This is a genomic window from Galbibacter kalidii (assembly GCF_026241135.1).
In the GTDB taxonomy this organism is placed as follows: Bacteria; Bacteroidota; Bacteroidia; order Flavobacteriales; family Flavobacteriaceae; genus Galbibacter.
This window is the reverse complement of the sequence record NZ_JAPFGA010000021.1, coordinates 1-18115: the sequence shown is the minus strand read 5'-3', so window position 1 is coordinate 18115 and position 18115 is coordinate 1. Positions and strand designations below refer to the sequence as shown.

The 18115-nt window shown below is 38.0% G+C and carries 12 protein-coding genes; 4 read left to right on the top strand and 8 right to left on the bottom strand.

All coding sequences use genetic code 11. From position 1 onward, the window contains the following. Positions 1 to 6: 6 nt before the first annotated feature. The 5 genes from OOZ15_RS17445 to OOZ15_RS17425 form a co-directional block, all read right to left on the bottom strand. Entirely contained in the window at positions 7 to 2388 is a 2382-nt protein-coding gene (locus tag OOZ15_RS17445; RefSeq protein ID WP_265957731.1) for an ABC transporter permease, read from the bottom strand. A 131-nt stretch (positions 2389 to 2519) separates the two neighbouring features. Continuing rightward, positions 2520 to 4952, bottom strand: coding sequence for an ABC transporter permease (locus tag OOZ15_RS17440; RefSeq protein ID WP_265957730.1), 2433 nt, complete (start codon positions 4950 to 4952; stop codon positions 2520 to 2522). 11 nt (positions 4953 to 4963) lie between these two features. After that, positions 4964 to 7360 (bottom strand): ABC transporter permease, encoded by a 2397-nt coding sequence (locus tag OOZ15_RS17435; protein ID WP_265957729.1) that lies wholly within the window; start codon positions 7358 to 7360, stop codon positions 4964 to 4966. Between the two features lie 22 nt (positions 7361 to 7382). After that, positions 7383 to 8060, bottom strand: a complete 678-nt coding sequence (locus tag OOZ15_RS17430) for an ABC transporter ATP-binding protein (RefSeq protein ID WP_265957728.1) — start codon at positions 8058 to 8060, stop codon at positions 7383 to 7385. A gap of 33 nt (positions 8061 to 8093) precedes the next feature. Further along, positions 8094 to 9344, bottom strand: a complete 1251-nt coding sequence (locus OOZ15_RS17425; RefSeq protein WP_265957727.1) for an efflux RND transporter periplasmic adaptor subunit — start codon at positions 9342 to 9344, stop codon at positions 8094 to 8096. Positions 9345 to 9554: 210 nt separating this feature from the next. Between OOZ15_RS17425 and OOZ15_RS17420 the strand changes: the two genes are divergently transcribed. From OOZ15_RS17420 to OOZ15_RS17405, 4 genes are all read left to right on the top strand, one after another. Beyond that, the gene (locus OOZ15_RS17420) at positions 9555 to 10901 is read left to right on the top strand and encodes a sigma-54-dependent transcriptional regulator (RefSeq protein ID WP_265957726.1); all 1347 of its coding nucleotides are present in this window, start codon (positions 9555 to 9557) and stop codon (positions 10899 to 10901) included. After that, positions 10891 to 12237, top strand: a complete 1347-nt coding sequence (locus OOZ15_RS17415; protein WP_265957725.1) for a sensor histidine kinase — start codon at positions 10891 to 10893, stop codon at positions 12235 to 12237. Before OOZ15_RS17420 ends, OOZ15_RS17415 begins: the two co-directional genes overlap by 11 nt. 140 nt (positions 12238 to 12377) lie before the next feature. Continuing rightward, a complete protein-coding gene (locus tag OOZ15_RS17410) occupies positions 12378 to 12725 on the top strand; it encodes a YciI family protein (RefSeq protein ID WP_265957724.1) in 348 nt (115 codons plus the stop codon). Further along, positions 12715 to 13914, top strand: coding sequence for a DUF6596 domain-containing protein (locus OOZ15_RS17405; protein ID WP_265957723.1), 1200 nt, complete (start codon positions 12715 to 12717; stop codon positions 13912 to 13914). Before OOZ15_RS17410 ends, OOZ15_RS17405 begins: the two co-directional genes overlap by 11 nt. Before the next feature lie 152 nt (positions 13915 to 14066). Here OOZ15_RS17405 and OOZ15_RS17400 read toward each other — a convergent pair whose 3' ends face one another. The 3 genes from OOZ15_RS17400 to OOZ15_RS17390 all read right to left on the bottom strand — a co-directional run bounded on the left by OOZ15_RS17400 (position 14067) and on the right by OOZ15_RS17390 (position 17962). Next, on the bottom strand, positions 14067 to 15818 hold the full coding sequence (locus tag OOZ15_RS17400; RefSeq protein WP_265957722.1) for a serine hydrolase: 1752 nt from the start codon (positions 15816 to 15818) through the stop codon (positions 14067 to 14069). Between the two features lie 104 nt (positions 15819 to 15922). Next, positions 15923 to 16444, bottom strand: a complete 522-nt coding sequence (locus OOZ15_RS17395) for a GNAT family N-acetyltransferase (RefSeq protein WP_265957721.1) — start codon at positions 16442 to 16444, stop codon at positions 15923 to 15925. A 30-nt stretch (positions 16445 to 16474) separates the two neighbouring features. Next, the gene (locus OOZ15_RS17390) at positions 16475 to 17962 is read right to left on the bottom strand and encodes an ArnT family glycosyltransferase (protein WP_265957720.1); all 1488 of its coding nucleotides are present in this window, start codon (positions 17960 to 17962) and stop codon (positions 16475 to 16477) included. Positions 17963 to 18115 lie beyond the last annotated feature (153 nt).

Here is an 18115-nt window from a genome sequence, read left to right as displayed (position 1 = left end):
TTTGGTTTATTCGGTTCGTAAGTTTTTAATGGGATTTTGTATGGCTGCTTTCATCGAATGGAAACCAATAGTAACCAAAGCGAGCAATAGGGCAGTAGTGCCAGCTATAGCAAACATCCACCATTGTATATTGATGCGGAAAGCAAAATCTTTGAGCCAATGGTTCATAATCAACCAGGATATGGGCATGGCTATTAAAAAAGCAATTCCTACTAATTTTAAAAACTCTAGGGATACAAGGTTGACTACTTTTGATATTGAAGCTCCGAGTACTTTTCTAATACTTATTTCACGTTTTCGTTGTATTGTACTATAGGCGGTCAAACCTAAAAGCCCTAAACAAGAAATAGAGATGGCTAAAATGGCAAACCATAAAAAGAGAGTCCCAAAGCGTTGTTCGCTGCGATATTGCTTATCCAAAAGCTGGTCAAGAAAGTAAAAATTAAAAGGCTCTTCCGGAAATGCTATTTCCCATTGTTTTTTAATTTGAGCCATTGTTTTTTCAATTGTATTTGCTCTTATTTTAGCAGTGACCAGATTTAGCCGTGTTTGTTCAATCCGAATGCTTAAAGGCTCAATCTGTTGTTGTAAGGAATTAAAATTAAAATCTTTTACAACCCCAATTATTTGACCCTCGCGTCCCCATTGGTTAAATCTGGCTCCAAGGGCATTCTCAGGATTGGCATACCCCAGTAGATCAACCGTAGCTTCGTTAATTATCATCGCCTGTGTCGAATCGGAAGCAAAGTCTCTGGAAAATCCTCTCCCGCTTATAAACTCTACACCGAGTTGTGATAGGTAATCAAAATCGACAAAATATAAATTCACAACGGTTTGTAGTAAATCCCCATCTTTATTTTCCAATTCAGAAAGAGCCTCCGAATTATTGCCGCCGGGGACACTTGAAGCACGACTGGTACTAACAATACCAGGGAGTTTATTTATAGCATCCTGAAAGGCCTTTTGAGCCGGGGATACTTGTGTTTCCATGACTAGCATCTGTTCCTTATCAAATCCAAGTTCTTGACTGCGCATATAGTTGGTCTGCATATAAATAACGATAGTCCCAATAATTAAAGTAATCGAAATGGCAAACTGCAGAACAACCAACCCTTTTCTCAAGACTACGCCACGATTACCCTTTGAAAAGGATCCTTTTAGCACATTTACAGGATCGTATGAGGTCAAAACTAAAGCCGGATAGATCCCTGCCATGAGTCCAATCCCGATGGAGAAAATAAATAAAATGATGATTTGATAGGGATTAGAAAAAACACCTTCACTAATGGTTTTACCAGCCATTACATTGAAGTATGGTAATAGAAGTGTAAGTAAAATAACCGAGATCAAAAATGCTAAAATGCTGATAATAACAGATTCCCCAAGAAACTGAAAGCCTAACTGCTTTTTGCCCGCACCGACAGCTTTACGAATGCCAACTTCTCTGGCACGTTCTACTGAGCGCGCTGTGGTTAGGTTGATAAAATTGATGCAGGCTATTAAAAGAATAAAAATGGCTATTATCGAAAAAACATATATATTGTTGATATTCCCAACGATAGGTCCCCCTCTGGTTGAATGCATGTAGATTTCTTTAAGGGGGACTAATAACAAGCTGACATACATTTTAGAAGCTTCCATTTGTTTTTCGAAATTTCGCTTCATAAAGGCAGGAAACTTTGACTCTAATTGAGCCACATCCACATTGGGTTTGAGCAGCACATACGCGTAAGGTTCGTAATTGCCCCAGTCATTGTCCAAATCTTTATCTAAAACTTGGGTAAACGTGGTCATGGACAAGATTATATCTGCCTTTATATGGGAGTTACCGGGAATGTCCTTCATAACCCCTGTCACTTTAGTCTGAAAACCCTTGTCGAGTATCCTCAATGATTTTCCCACCGGATTTTCATTTCCAAAATATTTCTTGGATGCAGTTTCGGATAATACGATGCTAAAGGGATCCTTTAAAACTTCTTTTTTATTTCCGGACAATAGTTCAAAATCAAAAATTTCAAAAAAACTGGAATCAACAACTATGGTGTTATTTTCCTTGAACTTTAGATTATTATTGCGTACAGTTAATGGCATGTATAAAACACGTGCCATTGACTGAATTTCAGGGAATTGAGATGCCAATACAGGAGGGGTAGCCCAATCTGGTTTGTTGGCTTCATCTTCGTTGGAGTTGATCTCAATATCTGATGCCACTCTATATATTCGATCTCCTTTACTGTGGAAATTATCATAGCTAAGTTCAAAGCCGATATACATCAAGATCAGAAACCCCGCAGTCAAGCCAATGGCCAAGCCTGATATATTCAACAAAGAAAATCCACGGCGTTTCCAAAGGTTTCTTAATGCTATTTTAAAATAATTTTTAATCATGATTTTTTATTTTTTATAGTCGGCTTTTCCATTTATTCTGTCGTTGACTTGTTTTAGGTTATCGGCTTTAAGCTATGAGCTGTCAGCTTTCTGCTATCAGCTTTCAACTCTCTGATTGCTGACAGCTCACTTCATTCAGTTCGTAAACTTTTTACCGGGTTCTGTATTGCGGCTTTAATACTTTGATAACCCACTGTAAGTATTGCTATTATTATTGCCATAATGGCTGCCATGACCAGCACCCACCAGCCAATTTCTGTTCGATATGTAAAATCTTCCAACCATTTGTTCATCACATACCACCCGATTGGCAACGATACAACAATAGCTACACCTACCAATTTTAAAAAGTCTGTCGTAAGTCTATAAGAAATCTGACCTACACTTGCGCCCAACACTTTACGAACCCCGATTTCCTTGATTCGTTTTTCAGCATTAAATATAGCCAGGCCGAAAAGGCCCAAACAGGCGATAAGAAGCGATAAAATGGTAAAAACAATAAAAATTTTACCCAGACGCCGTTCCGATTGATAGGTGTTATTAAATGCCTCGTCCATAAAATTATAGCTGAAAGGTTGTCCGGGGGCTACCTCTTTCCAGATAGCTTCAATTTGTGAAATGGTGTTTGTAAAATCACCAGCGCTTAACTTTACGGCCATTCCATTGGCAAAATCTCCTAAAGACATACTTAGTGCCCCTATATTATCGCGGAGCGACCGGAAATGAAAATTTTTAACGACGCCGATAACCGTGGAAAATGAAGTGTTTCCTTCCTCCAAAACTTTAGTAACCCTCAGTCCTATGGCTTCCTCAGGTCCCACACCAAATAATTTAAGTGCAGCTTCATTGATAATTATGGCCGTAGAATCAGTGCCAAAAGCACGGTCAAAATCCCGCCCAGCAATAATTTTGAGCCCCATGACCGAAACATAATCGTAATCTACCTCCCAATCTTGCATGCTTATCGAGTGTTCAGCACCTAAAGCCCCTTCTCTGTTAAAAGATTCATCACTTCTATTGGAAGGTGTTGGGTAAAAACTACTCAAACTGGCATTTTGTACAGCTCTCAATTGTTTTACTTGCCGTTTAAATGACTGTGCCTGATCGCCCGCCGCATAAGCGTCATTAATGAGCAATACTTGATCCTTTGAAAACCCCAGGTCTTTGCTCTGAATAAATCTTAATTGTTGGTATACGACCAAGGTGCTTATTATTAAAAAAACGGAGATAGCAAATTGAAAAACTACTAAAGCGTTTCGCACTCCTGCACCTCCTGCATTACTACTTCCACTGCCTTTTAAAACTTTGACCGGCACGAATCTCGACATAAAAAAGGCAGGGTAACTGCCGGAAATCAGACCCAATAAGGCTGTTGCTAAAACCACGACCGACCAAAACAAAGGGTCGGTAAAAGGTATGGATAGTGATTTACCCGACAACTGATTGAAAAAGGGCATTGCAACCGATGCAATAACGATGGCCAGTACCATTGACCCCAAAGCAATCAATCCCGATTCCATTAGAAATTGAACTCTTAGTGCCGCTTTATTAGACCCAAGGGTCTTTCGAATACCGACTTCTTTTGCCCTTTTTAAGGAGCCTGCCGTAGACAAGTTCATAAAATTGACACTCGCCAAAACGATAAGAAATAAAGCTATAAAAGATAAAATGTAGATGTTTTGGATGCTATTGTTAGGGCTGATCTCTGCTGACCTATCAGAGTGAAGTCGAATATCTTTAAGAGCTATGGTACTAAAATTCAGATAACTGCCGGATGCTATCAATTGCTTTTCAGTAATACCCGGAAAAACTTCTTGAATTCCCGGTATCACATACCTACCTACAATAGCCTGTAAACGTTCTTGTATGTCATTGGCACTTGTTCCGGGAATCAATTTGATATAGGTCTGAAAATTATTACCACCCCAATTCGGAACCCAGGCATCGCCATAACCTGCCATAGACATAAACACTCCATAATCCCTGAGAAACGAATTTTTTGGAAAATCATCGATTACCCCGGTAACTGTATAGGTGTCACCATTATTTAAAACAAGGGTCTGCCCTAAGGCATTATCGATATCAAAATGCTTTTTGGCGGCAGTTTTGGTCAATATCAATGTATGTGGATCTTTTAAGGCCGTATTTGGGTCTCCCACCAGTAGATCAATCCCGAACATGCTAAAAAAGGTAGAGTCAACATAGGTTGCATGTGTTTCCTTTACATTAACCACCGATCCTGTTTTTTTAAGAAGCATGGTTCCAACAGTTCGAAACCTCGTTGTAGTTTCAATTTCTGGAATATCACTTTTAACAGCATCGGCCATAGGAGCCGTAACAACTGCAAAGTTGCGAGTATCCCCTCCGAATTTCAGATCCGCATTAATTCGGTATATGCGGTCAGCGTCGACGAACATTCGGTCATAGCTGAACTCATCATAAATATATAATGAAACCAGGAGCCCCCCAGCCATGCCAATGGCCAGACCAAAAGTGTTCAGAAAGGTGAAAAAGGGTTGACCTTTAAGACTCCTCCATGCTATTTTAAAATAATTTCTGATCATTATTTTTGGTTTTACTCGGTTCGTAAGCTTTTTATAGGGTTTGCGGTCGCTGCTTTTATGGATTGTCCGCTTACCGTCACCATAGCAATCACCACGGCCATCAATCCCGCCCCGACAAACATCCACCACTGCAACTCAATCCGGTAGGCAAATCCCTGTAACCACCGGTTCATTGCGTACCAGGCAATGGGTGTTGCGACGATGATGGCGATAAGAATCAACTTGATAAAATCCCTAGAAAGCAGGGCTACCACACTGGTGACAGAAGCGCCGAGGACCTTGCGGATGCCAATCTCTTTTATCCTTCTCTCAGTAGAAAGCGCTGCCAAACCAAACAAACCCAGACAAGAAATCAAAATGGCCAGACCTGCAAAGTATTGGGAGAGTATGGAAACTCGTTGCTCAGAAGCATATAATGTTTGATAATTTTTATCCATAAATAGAAAATCGAATGGATATCCCGGATTGAATTGCTGGTAGATATCCTCCACTGCTGCAATCGTCTCTTTTTCCCTTCCGGCTTGAATTCTAACCACTATTTTGAATGTTTGATCCGGATCCAATTTAATGAACATTGGCTTTACATTTTCATGTAAAGATTCGAAATGAAAATCTTTAACTACACCTATAATTTCACGATCCTCTCCCCATAAGTTCACTATTTTACCAACCGGATTCTGGAAGCCCATCATTTTAATTGCAGTTTCATTGAATATTAATTTATTATTCTCATCGCCGAATTCATGTGAAAAATCCCGACCGCTTACCATTTCCATCTCCAATGCTTCGATTAGATCGTAATCAGCCGATAAATTACCGAATGTAATCTGGGTATCCGGTTCTTTTTCATCCCAATTGACACCGTATGTACTAGCGAAAGCACCGGTGAGATTTCCCGACATAGCCGATGCGTAGGTGACACCGGATAAGTTCCTCACCTCAGAAAGAAAGGCTTCCGACCTTTCCGCTATCGCACCTTCCCTTGCAAAATAAATGATGTTGTCTTTATTGTATCCTAGGTTTTTGGACTGGATGAATCCTATTTGTTTATATATTATGGTGACGGCGACAATCAAAACTATTGAGATGACAAATTGAAAAACGACCAACCCTTTTTGGGTAAGTAGTTGTCCGAGCGGTGTGGTTAATTTGCCTTTTAACATGGTAACGGGATTGAATCCAGAAAGATATAATGCGGGATATCCGCCTGCTAATATTCCCGTGATCAGGACAATACTTATGACCAATAAGACGAAAGGAGCTTCAAAACCCAATGTGAGTTGCTTGGCCGTTATTTCATTAAATTTCGGTAAGAACAGAATGGTGAATAGAAGTGCCAAAATGATAGAAATCAACGCCATTAAAACGGATTCACCGATACATTGTAAAATAATCGATTTGCGACCGGCGCCTATCACCTTTTTTATCCCGATTTCTCTCATCCTGCCCGAAGCCTTGGCTGTGGTCAAATTCATGAAATTGATACAAGCGATCAATAGAATAAAAATAGCAATGATAGAAAATAGCCTGACATATCTTATCCTGCTCCCAGTTTGTATACCGTTTTCATAATGTCCATACAAATATTGGCTCGAATACTGTACAGCCAGTAAAGCGGTATTGGAATCCTCGATTTTTGATTGTATGAAATGATTGATCTTTTCATTAAATTTTGGTACATCCGTTCCAGCTTTTAGAACCAAATAGGTAGAGGGAGCCTGGTTGTCCCAATTCGGTTCCGCGTCAAGTACTTCCCTGCTTAGGTCCAACCAGGGTTCGAAGTCCAATACAAATTCAAACTGAGAAGTGGAGTTGGCCGGAATTCTTTTAAAAACCCCTGAAATCGTAGCTTGCCTTTTGAAGTTTGCCAGTTGCCATTCTATGGTTTGCCCTATTGCATTTTCGGGATGATCAAACAACTTTTGGGCTAATTTTTCAGAAATTACTATGGAATTTTCGTTGGAAAGTACCTGATCCTGATCTCCCTCTGTTAATTCATATGAAAAAACGTTGAAAAAATCCTTTTCGGCAAACTGACCGGCGGCTTTTACTTTTTCTTTCCCGTTGACAGAAAGGACAAAGTCCCCAAGAAAGTCCGCACATAACCGGGACGGTATCACAGCTGCGGCAAGTTCTACTTCCGGCATTTCCTCTGTCAGGGCCGTGGCCAATGGATTGGGTGTATAGGGGGAAGTTTGGATTTCCTGCCCATTATCATTATTCTGGACCACCTGGTACAATCGCTCGTCATTTTCATGAAATGTATCAACATTCAGTTCATCATTCACCCACAGGTAAATGAGTAATACGCAGGCCAGGCCGGTTGAGAGTCCGATCAAATTGATCAGAAAAGTGCTTTTGTCTTTTTTGATATTCCGAAGGAAGAGGATGAGATGGTGCTTAATCATGATGGTAGCTTGTTTACACTATTTATACTAGGACATTCTCTGTTACCTTCTGTCCATCCAACATCCTGATAATCCGGTGACTGAATTTGGCATCGTGCTCACTGTGAGTCACCATAATAATGGTGGTGCCCTGTTGGTTGAGGTCGGTGAGAAGGTCCATGACCTCGTTTCCGTTACTACTGTCCAGATTTCCGGTAGGTTCATCGGCAAGGATAAGCTTTGGATTATTGACCACCGCCCTGGCTACTGCCACACGCTGTTGCTGTCCCCCGGAGAGTTGTTGTGGAAAATGCTTCCTCCTATGCATGATTTGCATTTTCTCGAGTACTTCGTGTACGCGTTTTTTACGTTCTGCCGGTTTAACACCGGTATAAATAAGCGGGAGTTCGACATTTTCAAACACCGTAAGCTCATCGATGAGGTTAAAGCTTTGAAATACAAAACCAATGTTGTGTTTTCTAAGATTGGATCTTTTACGTTCGTTAAAGCCCGAGACTTCGATGTCGTTGAAAACAAAACTTCCTCCATCAGAATCATCTAGGAGTCCTAGAATATTCAGCAAGGTCGATTTGCCACAACCGGATGGTCCCATAACGGCTACAAATTCTCCTTCCTTCACTTCAAATGAAAGTTTATTCAAAGCAATGGTCTGAACTTCTTCTGTGCGGTAAAATTTTTCTAAATCTGTGATCTTTATCATTATAGTATTATTGATTACTCTTGTTTTTATTCCTTAATTTAATATAAGTTCCTGTATGTCCCCATAATTATCATATCCGGAGGTGATTACTTTATCTCCCGGTTGTAGTCCATCCAAAACTTCATAGTATTCTGTGTTCTGGTTGCCCAGTTGTATGGGTTGTTTATAAGCACTGTTGCCATTTTCGTTCAGTTTAAAAATCCAGTTCCCGCCTGTTTTTTGAAAAAATCCTCCCTTTGGGATCATCAGGGCCTGTTTTTCCTGACTTAAAGCCACTCTGATTTGCAAGGTTTGTCCACGTCTTATGCCATCCGGAATTTCATCCTGAAAATGCATGTCTACCTGAAAACGCCCATTGGACACCTGGGTATACACCTTTTTAATAACTAAGGTATACTCATTTCCATCAAAGGAAAAGGTTCCCGATTGTCCGGCATAGATCCTAGAAATATAATGCTCGTCCACTTCCACTCTTACTTTAAATCCACTAAGCACATCGATTTGCCCAAGTCTTTCCCCTTTGGTTTTAGACTGTCCGATTTCGGCGTCCAAAGAAGTAAGCTGTCCGTCCACCGGAGCTTTGACTACCAGATCTTCCACTTTTTTCCGCATAAGCTCTAATGCTTTTCGTGTACGCTGATATGAGCTCTGTGCCTGGGACAATTCCTGTTCGGTGGACAGGGAATCCTGCTTTACGACCTGCTGGGCTAAATCCATGCGTTGCTTTTGATGGTTATAGTTGTTTTCGGATTCTATCAAATCCTGACGCCCTATGGCATCCTTGTCATAAAGCCTTTGGTTCAATTTATAAACCCGTTCGGCTTCTATAAAATTATTCTTTACATCGGTTAATTGGTTTAATCTATTGATGGTGTTTTGTCGTGCCGAGTTTTGCTGAATCTGCATTTGCGTCAGTAAATTATACACTGCCGTTTCTTGATTGACCAGACTTAACTCCAAATCCGTATTAGAAAGACGAAGAATAGGTTCCCCTTGTTTCATCATAGCCCCGTCTTCAACAAATTTCTCTTCCACCCGTCCCCCTTCTATGGCATCTAAATAAATAGTGGTAATGGGAAGTACAAGACCATTTACTGGAATATTTTCCTGGAATACCCCTTGGGTAGCCTCACTAATGGTGATGCGCTCACGGTCTACGTTTAACTTAGAGGCTCCCGTAGAGGAGATAATAACAAATACAATAAGAGCTAGTAGAAGAACACTTCCCGCAATGAGCAGGATACGTTGAGTGTTGAATCTTTTCTTTTTTAAGGGTATATCCATAAAAACAATAACATTTTACGACAGGGGGAATAGCATTACCGTGCCAAAAAACTACATCCTTTATTATCAACCATTTACATTGATTAAAGTAAGCTTGGGTGTTCGCTTTTGATACACTTTGTGTACGAATCCGCAACACTATTCCTCTAAAGAAAATTAGGATCACATCTTTTTTTAGCAAGGCTGAAAAAAACGTAATATTGTATAACTATGTATTTGAAGGACGCCAAAATATTAGTAATCGATGATGATACGGATGTATTGACCGCTTTACGTCTATTATTGAAATCAAAGGCAAAGGAAGTCACCGTAGAGAAAAATCCCAATAATATTGTTTCCTTAATAGAAAAAAACAGTTTTGATATTGTCATTTTGGATATGAATTTCAACGGGCTTGTCAATACCGGAAATGAAGGGATTTATTGGCTGAAGAAGATCAAGCAACTGAATTCTAAAACCGATGTAGTGCTGATCACAGCCTATGGAGATATCGATTTGGCGATACGATCATTAAAAGAAGGCGCTTCTGACTTTATCGTAAAACCCTGGGAAAATGACCGAATCATCAAAACCCTGCAGGAGCTGGTCGAAAAAAAAAGAAGCGAAAAATCCAGACCTAAGTCTTTTAAAACCGATGCCGGTAAAATAATTGGGGAGAGCGCGGTGATGAAAGAGGTGTTCTACAAGCTCCAAAAAGTCGCTCCTACAGATGCCAATATCTTGATTCTCGGTGAAAACGGAACCGGAAAAGACCTTATAGCCAGAGCCATCCATGACAACTCCCCACGAAAAGACAAACCTTTTGTCAAAGTAGATGTAGGCGCCTTAACTTCCTCACTTTTTGAAAGTGAACTCTTCGGCTATAAAAAAGGAGCCTTTACTGACGCCCGGGAGGACCGAAAGGGGAGATTTGAAATCGCCTCAGGAGGAACACTGTTTCTGGATGAGATAGGCAATATTTCTTTGCAGCAACAAGCAAGACTACTTACCGTACTTCAAAACAGGCATATTACCCCATTGGGATCTAACGAATCAGTTCCTATTGATATTCGGCTGATATGTGCTACCAATTTGGAACTCTCTTCCCTGGCAGATGAGGATAAGTTTCGTAAGGATTTGATCTACCGAATAAACACGGTAGAACTAACCATTCCTCCATTGAGAGACCGCGGTAATGATATTAAACTCTTAAGCCGGTATTTTTTGAGTCTTTATCAGGAGAAATACTTTAAAGATGAACTTATACTAGGGGAAGATTTTTTGGATAAATTAAAAAACTACACCTTTCCCGGAAATGTGAGAGAGCTTCAATATGCTCTGGAAAGGGCTGTGATTATGGCTGAGAACCAAACCCTGACTGCAGAGGATCTCACATTTTCTCCCATTGAAAAACATCAAAGTACATCAACTAGTACGGACTTTAGTTTAGAAACCGTAGAGAAGAAGACCATTTTAAAGGTCATAGAGAAGAACAATGGGAATATTTCCAAATCAGCCAAGGAATTAGGAATTACCAGAACTGCACTGTACAGAAGACTCAATAAGTATGATTTATAGAAAGTACAAAATTGCATTTGCCTTAAGAATTGTCATACTATTTATATTTTTAGTCCTACTGACCTATGCCATAACTATTCCTAACACCTATGCCATAGTAGGTGCTTTATTGCTTAGTATAATATCTGCATACCAGCTCTATAGGTTCACCATTAAAAGATTTATAGAAATTGACGACTTTTTTGAAGCTGTTAAATACAGGGATTTCTCTCGCTGGTATTCTGAAAAGCATGGCTCAAAAGATATCCAAAAGCTACACGTTGGATTTAATGAGGTCAACCGGACCATAAAGGAGATCAATACCGAAAAGGAGACTCAGTATTTATACCTGCAAAAGATACTGGAGGTCGTTCAGGTAGGTATCATAGCGTACAATACCAAAACAGGTAAGATCTTATGGATGAATGAATCCTTAAAGGAATCGCTAAACATTCCTTCCATTAAAAACATCAGTTTTATTCAGAGCAGGAAAAAAGAACTGTTCAACGTTCTTTTCAAAACAAATCATGCCAAAGAAGAGTCCATAACCATTGACATAGAAAATGAAAAAAACAAAATGTTGGTCTCGAGCTCCATTTTTAATATTGATGCTGATTCCTATAAGCTGGTGGTACTCCAAAACATAGAGGATACCCTGAATAAAAATGAATCGGAAGCATGGAAGAAGCTTTTAAGCGTGATGACCCACGAGATCATGAATTCCATTGCGCCCATAACCTCTCTGGCTGAAACCTTAAAAGGGAACATTCAAGAAACCATTGATAATCCTAAACAGTCCCTCATGGTTACAGAAGACCTGTATGAAGGTATTGAAAGTATTCAAAAAAGGAGTGAGGGGCTAATGAAGTTTGCCAAAACTTACCGATCCTTAAATAAAATCACCCAATTAAACCTTCAACAGATCAAAGCCCATGAATTATTCCAGAATATAAACAGGCTGATGCATCCATCCATACAAGCCAAAGGAGTACTTATGGAATATACAATAGAGCCTCAGGAACTGGAGTTAGAAATCGACTCCTATTTAATAGAACAAGTGTTAATCAACCTTATTCTAAATGCTGTTGATGCCTGCGAAAATATAAGCGATTCTAAAATTGAGGTTTTTGCATTCCAACAGGTTAATGGAAGCACTATCATTAAAGTCTCCGATAACGGAAAAGGAATCCCCGAGGAAATAATAGATAATGTATTTGTTCCCTTTTTTAGCACTAAAAAGAGTGGAAGCGGAATAGGCCTTAGTTTATGTAAGCAAATTATGTTACTTCATAAAGGCAAAATACAAATACAAAGTAAAGAGGGTAGGGGTACCATCATAAGCTTAGCGTTTTTATGATGACAATTTTTAAATTGTTGTTGTAGTTTTATTTTCCATAAAATATTGTCCTAACTTTAGACGAAATAATAAATTTTCACTGAAAAATGTCCAAATCTGGTAGCTGATGATGTCTTTATAATGAATTAAAACTTTTAACAATGAAAAAATATTTATTACTGCTTCACGAAGACATTAGTAAAATGCAAAAACTTTCTCCAAAGGAAATGGAGGAATTAATAGGTGCTCATATGGCTTGGGCAAACCAACTGGCTGAATCCGGACATATGATTTCTGGGGACGGGCTGGAGGAAAATAGCGTTCAGATTTCCGGAAAGGACTGTGTTGTTAAAGATGGAACATTTATAGAATCAAAAGAGATGATAGGGGGGTACTACCTGCTTCAGGCCAAAGATCTTGATTCAATTATTGATATAGCTAAAGCTTGTCCTTGTCATTTATGGGGCGGAACCACAGAAATAAGACCCATTATGGAGTATGAAGGATAAGGTATCTTTACTGGTTGAATTGAGTTTCAGGACTTTTTATGGAAAATTATTCTCTGCCTTGTTAAGTCAGTTCGGTACAGCTTATGTAAGTGAAATAGAGGATGCTATTCAAAATTCATTTTATAAATCACTAAAGAGCTGGAAACCGGATCAAATACCTGACAATAAGTTAAACTGGTTTTTTATTGTAGCCCGTAATGATATTCTAAACCAGATTAAGAAAAAAGAAATCCTGAATTCTGATTTTCAATATAAAGCAAAGGAAAGAGCAGAAAATCCGAAGGAGGATTTAAGACTGAAAACGATCCTGTTTTTATGTAGGACCAAAAGGGTATCTCCCAAAGTAAAAGTACTGTTTATATTAAAAAACATATTTGGTCTCCATATCAAAGAGATCAGTGATTGTACCTTATTATCCCAAGAAGCCATTTACAAGAGTATAGGTAGGGCAAAAAAGGATTTTCGGCATGCTAAAGACACGGATTTCGAATTGGTTTTCGATCAAATATCCGAAGATGAAATAGCAATTGTAGAAGAAATCTTATATGCAGTTTTTAATATTGGATTTGATTCGTTCAATGACAAACTCAAATCTATCATCAATGAAGACTTGTGCCTGGAATCATTGGCACTTGCTAAAATGTTGTCAGATAAATTTGAGAAACAAACCACAAAAAGCCTTCTGGCCTTATTTTGTTTTCACCTTGCAAGAATCCCGTCTAAGGTCAAAGACGATAAAATCATTTCTTTCTTTGATCAGGATAAATCGAATTGGAATAAGGAATTTATAAAGCTCGGGTTCCACTATTTGGGCAAACCTTCAAAATTGAATAAGTACTATGTTGAAGCTCTGATTACTAGCAGACACATGACGGTTGCCAATAGGAATATGGAGCATTGGAATGAGATCATTAAGCTGTACCGGTTATTGCTTTCACTTTCTCATTCGCCCATTACAAAATTAAACCTTTGCTATTGTCTGAGTAAAGTACAAAGAGTAGGGGAGGCCAAGGAATTGTTGGATACTGTAGAAAAAGAACTGCCTAACGAGCATATATATTTATCCTTGGTCAAAGCCGAGATATTAAAGAGCAATAAAAACAAGGAATCAGAAAAAATCATTGAACAGGTTCTGAAAAGCATTAATCAAAAGATAAGAAGGGAGTATATTTTGGAGAATATGTCCTAATTTTTGGGAAGCCTACGAGTTTATATAAGAATAGTTGCGGTTTGATGCCCGAGGATATTCCATAGGAAGATCAGATGTAGTAAAACCGCAACCAACTTTGACTGAACCAAAATGTAGTAATTATTTTTATACGGAGGTGGGCGTAGTTTCCATTATTTATATGGTATATAATTTAGCCACTCCCAAGGCATATATTTGTCTGCGATAGTGTATTCCAGCAATTCTTTATAAATGCCTTCAGCATTATCAGAATTACTCATAATTAAAATTCCTATACCTGATTCCGGGAAAAGGATGGAATAGTGCTGAAATCCATTACCATGACCTCCCTTAAAGACACCTTTGCCATAGGGTGTTTCCAGGCAGCCCCAGCCAAGCCCATAACTCAATTTGATATCATTATATTTATCGGTAGTTAATTTTGCACCTTCATTAAACTGTGTTAATGAATGGATTTTAATCTGTGGACTGAAAATTTCATTATATGAACTTTTACTAATAATTTCCTGATTAAGTACAGCAGTTAAAAACTTGATATAATCACTTACTGTAGTTTCTAAGGTACTTCCTCCTCTGGGTTCATTATCGATGTCTTTAATATAAGTATCTCCATTTTTTTTATGTCCGTAAGCAAAATCTTTTTCAAATTTCGATTTCCATTCATAAGAAGAGTTTTCCATTTGTAGTGGATTGAAGATAATTTCTTGTGCAAGTTGTTCCAGTCCTTTGCCTGTTATTTTTTCCAATACAACTTGTAGATAAACAAAACCTTCACCACTGTAGTTATATTTTGTGCCCGGAATATTATGAACTCTCAATTTTTTGTCCGGTTCTATAAATCTCCAGTTTACAAACCCAGTAGTATGGGCCAAACACATTCTAGCTGTTATTTTATGGTATAGACTGTCTGCTTTTAGATCAGAGTAATCATCATGCCAGCGCGTTAATGGTTTATATTCATATATTTTCTTTGGCAGGTAGGACTCTAGAGGTGTATCCAAATCAATTACATTATCTTCCACTAGTTTCATAACCAATATACTAAAAACGGCTTTACTTAAGGAAGCTCCGTAAATATTTGTGGAATCGGTTAAGGTTAACTTTTTGGGAAAGTCTTTATATCCAACGATATGTTGATACATAGCTTGCTTATCATTGAAAATAGCAACTGCCATACCTTGCACATTGGCATCATTTGTTAATTGGGTGATTTTTTGTGTTATTGAATCTTTTGAAATAAGACTACCATCTATGCGTTCTATTTTTTGATCAGTTCTAATGGTACAATTGCTAAAAGCAAACATTACTATAAGTAAAGCGATTGTTTTTAAAGAGTGTTCTTGCTTGAATTTTAAAAATGGAATTGATAGGGGGTAATAGCACTTTTCTTTTCGAAGCACAAAAATGATATTGAAGATTATAATACCTATACAAATAGGTACCGTAGCGATAAATATTAAGAACCCCCATTTTTCAATGGTTAGCAAACTTATAAATGCTAAAACAGCAAGTAGCAGTGCTGTAATCTGAAAGTTGATAACCTTTACACCATGCCTGTCGTAAATTGGATTGTCTTCTCTTTTATGGATCCAAAGAAAAAGTGGGAGAAGAACATTGCACAATGGTATAAAAATCCCTAACAAAGGAGTTGCGTGCAACAATAACAGCCATTTTTTCTTTATGGTTTCTTCTTTGGGATTGTCTAAAGGGAGTAACTCGTTTACTTCAATGTCCAATGCAGCTGCTAGTAATTTTATGGTGTTTAAGTGGGGGTTGACTTCTGCTTTTTCTATACGTTGAATTGTGCGTACGGTAACATTTGTTCTTTGGGATAATTCTTCTTGAGAAAACCCTTTAATTTTTCGTTGATACTTTAGTCTTTCGGAAAGTGATTGATTGTCCATGAATTTAGATTTTAATTAATGAAGCAAATGTATCCAATACTGCCTGCTTTTCCCCCGACATATAGATGTCATGTTCCTGTCATTAGTTTAAAAATCAGATGTTTTCAACTGCTTTCTTTTTTAATTCCATAAATTACATTGTCCCGATTATGTTCATCTTTTTTGTTTTTGACAAGTGCAAATCCATTTCTTTCCAGTAATTTTTTCGAACGCTCATTTTTTTTATGAGTGTATGCCTCAATCAAGTCCAGGTTTAGTTCTTTAAATCCAAATTCTACTACTCTTTTCAAAGACTCATTCATTATTCCTTTTCTTTGGAATTTAGGATTTAAATCGTATCCGACTTCTGCTGATCTTTGGTCACCTGAAAAATTCCATAGACAGATGCTTCCAATCATTTCGCTATTATTCTTTTCAGTTATTGTCCAATAATAAAGATTCCGATTGTCAACTCCACAATTGATTTTTGAAATAAATTCTAATGCTTTTTCTTTTGATTTGGCACTTGGTCTTTTCACAAATTCATTAACTTTTTTATCAGAACGTAAATAGGAAATCATTTCCCAGTCCGATGGTTTCAGTCTTCGCAACAATAGTCGTTCGGTTATTATTCTAGGAAAGTTCATTTGTTCAAATTGTTGTAGTGTGTTTTTCTTTCAGTCAAATATATGTTCTTTATAATCTTTCCACCATTTCTCTATATCTACTTTTGGGTTACGACAAATGTAAAGAGGAATCCCATTTTCTTCCCCAATTGCATATTTATGAGTGATTATTTTTACCAGATTCACATCTTTAAAAACGTGCTCAACAGACGCTTTTTCATTTCCAATGCTTATCCAAACATCTGCATTTTTATTGCCATAACCCCATAGCCAAAAACTTCCGTGCCTGCTAATTGGATTGGGAAGGCTGTATTCATTCCCCAAAACCTGAATGGCTCCGGCTTCTCCATAATTTTCGGCCCATATTACAACGTTTTCCCGTTCTTTTTCCGATAATGCATGATAAACACTATCAACTGATTTTACCTGTTCTTCCCACCCGAACATATCAGCATAATCCCCCGTCAATTCTATTCTGCCATTTTTTTCTTTTTTCCCCGTGTAGTCTACAAATTTTTCGATTGACAGAATAGGCGTGGCCTCGGGGATAAAGGGTATGGATGGGATTAAAACAATTGCAGCCACTGCGTAAACCCAATTTGGTTTTTTGTGAAGAAGGGATTCCATTTTTACCGCTCCACCTGCAAACAAAACGGGATAAATTCCAAATACATAATAGGCTTTGGAATTGAGCAGCCACATCGTACAAAAAATAACCAAAGAAGCTATTCCAACTGCCCTGTATTTCTTTAAATTTTTTCCAGTCATAAATGCGATTAAGCCAAAAAGACTAATAATCAACGTAAAGGGAAAATTCAATTGCTCCAATCCAAAATCCAACGGGTTGATTCCATCTAATTGATTATCATTAAGAGCCTGTAAATGCTTTAAAAGCGGGAAACCGTTTTGTCCTTGCCAAATAATATTAGGCAAAAAAATCAGTAATGAAATCAATGCCGAGATATAGGCCCATTTATTTTTAAAAACGTTTCCTTTTTGATAGAAAAGTAAACCGATAAAGATTCCAAAAGCCCAAACTAATATGGTGTATTTATTCATCAACCCCAGACCTAAAGTTATTCCCAAAAGAATTAGGTGTTTTTTGTTTTGTGAGTTTATAAACTTTATGGCAAAGTAAAACCCTAATGTCCAGAAAAGCTGGTCGAATGCCACGGGTTGGAACAAGGTGTGGTTTCGATAAAAAGGAAGGAAAGCAAGTATGCATATCCCTGAAAGTAAAACCGCTTTTGATTTTCCCCCAAGTTCTTTTGCAATAAGACAACATAAAATGAGTATCGCTACGCCTGCCAATGTTGGAAAAAGTCTCATTCCCATTAATGAATAATCAAAAAGCCAATAGGAAATTTTACCAAGCAATGCGATGAAAGGTGGAAATTCCATAAATCCCCAATCGAGGTGTTCACTGACCGACAGATGAAGTAATTCGTCCCGATGGAAACCATAATTCCTGTTTCCCAACAACTGAATTGTTAATTTGACAACGGAAAGAGCTATAATTATGGGGAGGTATTTTTTCATTGGTCTTCAAATGCACTACAATTAGTTATATGAACACTAAAAATACATTTTTATACGGTAGCATCTCATAAACTGTGTAAATAGAAAATATCGGGGGTCATGACCCCCGATATTTTTTTATTAATTTTAAATTTTACACAGTATGAAGAAAGA